The sequence below is a fragment of the Clostridia bacterium genome, from assembly GCA_035561135.1.
GTDB lineage: Bacteria > Acidobacteriota > Terriglobia > Terriglobales > Acidobacteriaceae > DATMYA01.
Genome location: DATMYA010000024.1, coordinates 1 through 4,134 on the forward strand (window position 1 = coordinate 1; position 4,134 = coordinate 4,134).

The 4,134-nt window shown below is 57.8% G+C and carries 5 protein-coding genes and 2 pseudogenes; 2 read left to right on the forward strand and 5 right to left on the reverse strand.

The annotated features are described in order from the left end of the window. Nucleotides 1-22: 22 nt before the first annotated feature. On the reverse strand, nt 23-562 hold the full coding sequence (locus VN622_06840) for a nuclear transport factor 2 family protein (GenBank protein ID HWR35571.1): 540 nt from the start codon (nt 560-562) through the stop codon (nt 23-25). Nucleotides 563-591: 29 nt separating this feature from the next. Here VN622_06840 and VN622_06845 point away from each other — a divergent pair. Both VN622_06845 and VN622_06850 read left to right on the forward strand, forming a co-directional pair. Beyond that, nucleotides 592-1,536: pseudogene (locus VN622_06845) on the forward strand (methyltransferase). A gap of 368 nt (nt 1,537-1,904) precedes the next feature. Further along, the gene (locus VN622_06850; protein HWR35572.1) at nt 1,905-2,096 is read left to right on the forward strand and encodes a hypothetical protein; all 192 of its coding nucleotides are present in this window, start codon (nt 1,905-1,907) and stop codon (nt 2,094-2,096) included. Between the two features lie 127 nt (nt 2,097-2,223). Here VN622_06850 and VN622_06855 read toward each other — a convergent pair. The 4 genes and pseudogenes from VN622_06855 to VN622_06870 all read right to left on the reverse strand — a co-directional run. After that, nucleotides 2,224-2,283, reverse strand: a pseudogene (locus tag VN622_06855) (hypothetical protein). A gap of 53 nt (nt 2,284-2,336) precedes the next feature. After that, complete coding sequence (locus tag VN622_06860; protein ID HWR35573.1) at nt 2,337-2,711, reverse strand: Hsp20/alpha crystallin family protein; 375 nt, start codon at nt 2,709-2,711, stop codon at nt 2,337-2,339. 255 nt (nt 2,712-2,966) lie between these two features. Next, a complete protein-coding gene (locus VN622_06865; GenBank protein HWR35574.1) occupies nt 2,967-3,605 on the reverse strand; it encodes a hypothetical protein in 639 nt (212 codons plus the stop codon). A 228-nt stretch (nt 3,606-3,833) separates the two neighbouring features. Continuing rightward, nucleotides 3,834-4,134 (reverse strand): alpha/beta hydrolase (locus VN622_06870; protein HWR35575.1); only part of this gene is annotated, 301 nt, incomplete at its 5' end.

A 4,134-nucleotide genomic window follows, 5' to 3' on the forward strand; every position in this document is an offset into this window, starting at 1 on the left:
CGCCGGGGTACGCCGGGCTATATCAGCTCAATGTGGCAATACCGGCCGGAACGCCGGCGGGACCCACCGGCCTGCGCATCCGCGTCGGTGAAGCTGTAAGCGAACCCGCGACTCTATTTGTCGGCCGCGGTCCGGAGTGAATGTGCCCCGTTTTTGGGCCCCACCGCCGCCCGGCCATGCCGTCCCCGGTTACTTCGGCAGCATGGAACCGTGCGACGCCACGATTTGCCACCGGCCACACGGTGGACGCATGTGTTCGTGAACCACAAGTCCTTCCGCTGATATCCTTTCCCTTGTACGTGCCCTTATCGTTGCTGCTGTAGGTAACGACCGCCGTGTTGCCGTAGACCTGCACCTTCGCGCCGTCGAGCGATGTCCCGTCGGGCCCTGTAAACACATACGTGTCGGCCAAGTAGCGTTCGCTTGCGGTAGCGTCGCCCTTCAAAAGCGCGTTCAACAACTCGCGCTCAATGCGCATCACGGCCTGCTCTGTGCCGGCCGAAGGCCGTTCCTTCGATTTCGCGAAGCCCGAATAGCACAGCGCGCTCAAGACCCCAGCCAATACAAGCTCGCTATCGGCTTCATGGTTGGCTGAAATCTCCCGATCAGATTCTGCAGGTTGGATTCGGCTTCTGTGCTTCGAAGACGCTCTTGAACGCGATTGAACTGGAGTTGTTCACGGAACTCGCGAGGCATCCCTTACAGTTGAGGAGTTGCAGGGGAGACTGGGATTGCATAGTCGTTCCGCCCGGGACTTTTTCGATGCGCTGGTCGTTATGGGGTTTCTCGATCGCACCGGGACCACTTAAAGCAACGCGCCGCCAACGGATCTATATCTCGATAAGCGCAAGCCCACATACCTCGGAGGCGTGCTCGAGATGTGCAATCGTCGCCTGTACCCGTTTTGGTCTCACTTGAACTGAAGCTCTCCGGACGGGACGCCCGCAGAATGAGGTGCGGGACGGTTCGATGCCGCTGTTTGAAGCTCTCTATCTGAGCCTGCGAGCCTCAAAGAGCTCCTGCGAGCTATGCCCGGACTGAGCCACGAAGCGAACCGGATGATCGCCGAGCGCGGTGCAAATCGCGGCGCATAACTCGCACCTCCAGGGCATCGGCTTTGACTTACCAGAGATCGCGCCTATCTTCGAGGAATATGTGGAGCAGAACCGGGTTTCCGGCCGGCTTCGCTTCGAGGCCGGCGACTTCTTCAAAGACCCGCTCCCCGCGGTCGACGTGATCACGATGGGGCACATCCTCCACGACTGGAATCTGGAGGCCAAAGAGATGCTGATTCGCAAAGCCTACGAGGCCTTGCCGGAAGGCGGGTCTCTCATCGTGTATGAGGCTATTATTGACGATCAACGGCGGCAGAACACATTTGGCCTGCTGATGAGCCTCAACATGTTCATCGAGACACAGGACGGCTTCGACTATACCGGTGCGGACTGCTCCAACTGGATGAAGAAGGCTGGTTTCCGGGAGACTCGCGTCGAACACCTCACCGGGCCTGACTCGACGGGCGTAGGAATTAAGTAGCGGATCGGAAGCCGCGTAATTCGGCGGCCTCAGTGCGCATAGCGCTCATCTTGGCAATTCACCCCCGGTACAGAACATACGTCACGCTCCGCGCAGGAGCGGCGTAGTCACATGCCGCCTTCTCGTTCCTAATCCGGCCAACTTCCGATCCGACCGGAAAACTTATGCGACGAACGTCTGCCTGGCCACGAAAGCACTGTTTCGTACGTATTCATATCTTGGATGGGCGTATAATCCACTTAGACGTTGCAGTCAGCGGACGTTTCTTCCGAGTCTGTAGCAGGCTCTTTTCCGCCCCGTGGTCCAAGGCCAAAAGCGGCGACGTACCGCGCTGTTTCAGAACCGTTAGCAGGGCTGCAGTATGTCTATTGTTCAAGAAAGTAAAGGAGCTAGAAATGGCAACAAATTCGGGTCCACTAACCGAGGTATTGCATTCTGAGAAACACAGCAAGCTTTCCGCTGAAGAGGTTGCGAAAGCAGTGGCGCGCCACAACAAGAAACACTCTGCGGCAAAAGCCGAGAATGCAGCAGCAAAGGCGAACAAAGCAACCAAGAAATAAGGGGTCCAAGCCCCGCGGCGGCCGCTCCTGTCCGCCGGCCAAGCGCTCCAGACTCAAGATCGAATGCTTTCTTTTGCAGAGCGTCAGCCGTGGCGAGAACCATACCTCCGGCTCCGCAGGCGGGTTCGGAAACCGTTACGAAGCCATTGGCCTCGATGATGGGTCCCAAGTCCTGCAGCGACATCATGGCAATTCCGCGCGAGACGTCGTAGGGCGTGAAGAACTGGCCGATTGTGGTATTCAGCTCTTGATTGCTTTGGTCTTGATTTCCGCGCCACCTGCTTTGATGGCGACCTTCACCGCACCTTCCATCGGATCTTTGAAGGGCACCTCGATCCGGAGCAGGCCGTTCTCGTAGGTCGCTTCGGCTTTGTCGGGTTTCACCGGCCAACCTAAAGCCAGCGCCGAGACATACTCGATATCCCTTGCTGGTGCTGTCAGGTACACGCTGTCTTCCAGGATCTTCACATCGATCGTATCCGTTGGTGCTCCTGGGATGGCAAACTCCACTACCAGTTTGTGGCTCGCCCTGTCAGCATATGCTACTGTATTGGGCGCCACCCTAATCCGATCTTCCGGCATCTTGGCACCTTCCTTCTTATCCGGAATCGCCATTTTGACATCCCGGACGCCCACAGTATACACCCAAGGGCTTACATTGCTGCATTCTCGCCCCATGGCAGCGGCACCCCTCACAGGATGCGGGATCCGCCGCCACTATACCTGGCGATCTGATTCTGCGCTCACGGCGCTTCCGCCTCAGACTTAAGCGCTTCATGTCGGTCGGTATCCCGGAGATGTGGTTTCCGCCGCTTGGCGCGTTGTGCATGGTTGACGCGTCAGTTCGGGCCGAACTGCGGGCGCTGATGCTTATGCGGCGGTTGGCCTCTGGAGTTGTGCATAGAGTTGGCGGTAGGCTTTCCTCACTCCGAGTTGGGTGAAGAACGAGTCATTCGCGACATCGAGAGAAGGCCGATTCCTGACGGTTTTCATGGTTCGCTTGAGAATCCGCCCAATGCTGTAGCCTTCCGTCATGACTTCGGCATTTCGGTCGAACATCTCTTGTTCGGGCATCGTGGGATGCCGATACACGATCGGACCGGTGCCGTACTGGTCCCACGCGCGATCGGAAAAGATCCGACCCTGCTCGCAGTACTCCCGATAAATCTGGCTGCCGGGCATGGGCGTGAGCGTAAAGATGAAGGGCGTGATGTCGCACTCGTCGCAGAAGTCCAGCGTGCGGCGATACGTCTCTGCCGTGTCATTGTCCCAGCCGATAACGAAGAAGCCTCGGACCTCGATTCCCAGACTCTGGATCGTGCGGATATTCTCCTTCATCTGCGGAATGTCGAACGAATCCGGTGACGTGTAGTGCAGTTTCCTCCAGGCCCCGGATTGTTTCTGACCATCAGCCGATAGGGATTCCAAGCCTGCCGCGATGCTGCACAGACCGCTCTCCGCCGCGAGTTCCAGTATTCTCCTGCCATCCTTATAGCGAAGTAGTCCCAATCCGACTGTTTTTCAACCCCGTACTTCGTGACAGTTCGGGTCGCCATCGGGTTTGCGAGATCGGCTTACTCCATCGCTCGCAGCCCGAAGCCGACTTGTCGTTCGCAATCCGGCGCAATTTCCGGTTTGCCGGCAATCCACTCGCAATGACACTTTACTGGTAACTGGACTTTGCAGACGCTTGACAGGACGAACCTTCGAGGAGTCCGGTCACAGTGAGGCGCATCCTCAAGCGCTCGCAGTATGCTCCACGATAGCGTCGATAATGACGGGCCAATCCAGGGGGTGCAATTCGTGGCCGGCACCGTGAAGTGTGCGCAGACGGGAATTTCGCAGCGCAGCATTCAGGGCAAGCCCATGCGCGTACGGAAGCACAGGGTCCTCTGTTCCATGAACAATCAGGGCGGGTGCGTGGATCTCGTCAAGCCGGTCGGTCCAGCCTGTAGGATCCCGAAGACATGCGTGATTGAACGGAGTCAATGGATTCGGTGTACGATCCCAGTCTTCCTGGGCCAGACCGCGGATGAAC

Excerpts from the sequence above, each read along its gene's own strand:
- VN622_06860 (HWR35573.1), bottom strand. The coding sequence starts at position 2,711 with ATGGCGATTCCGGATAAGAAGGAAGGTGCCAAGATGCCGGAAGATCGG.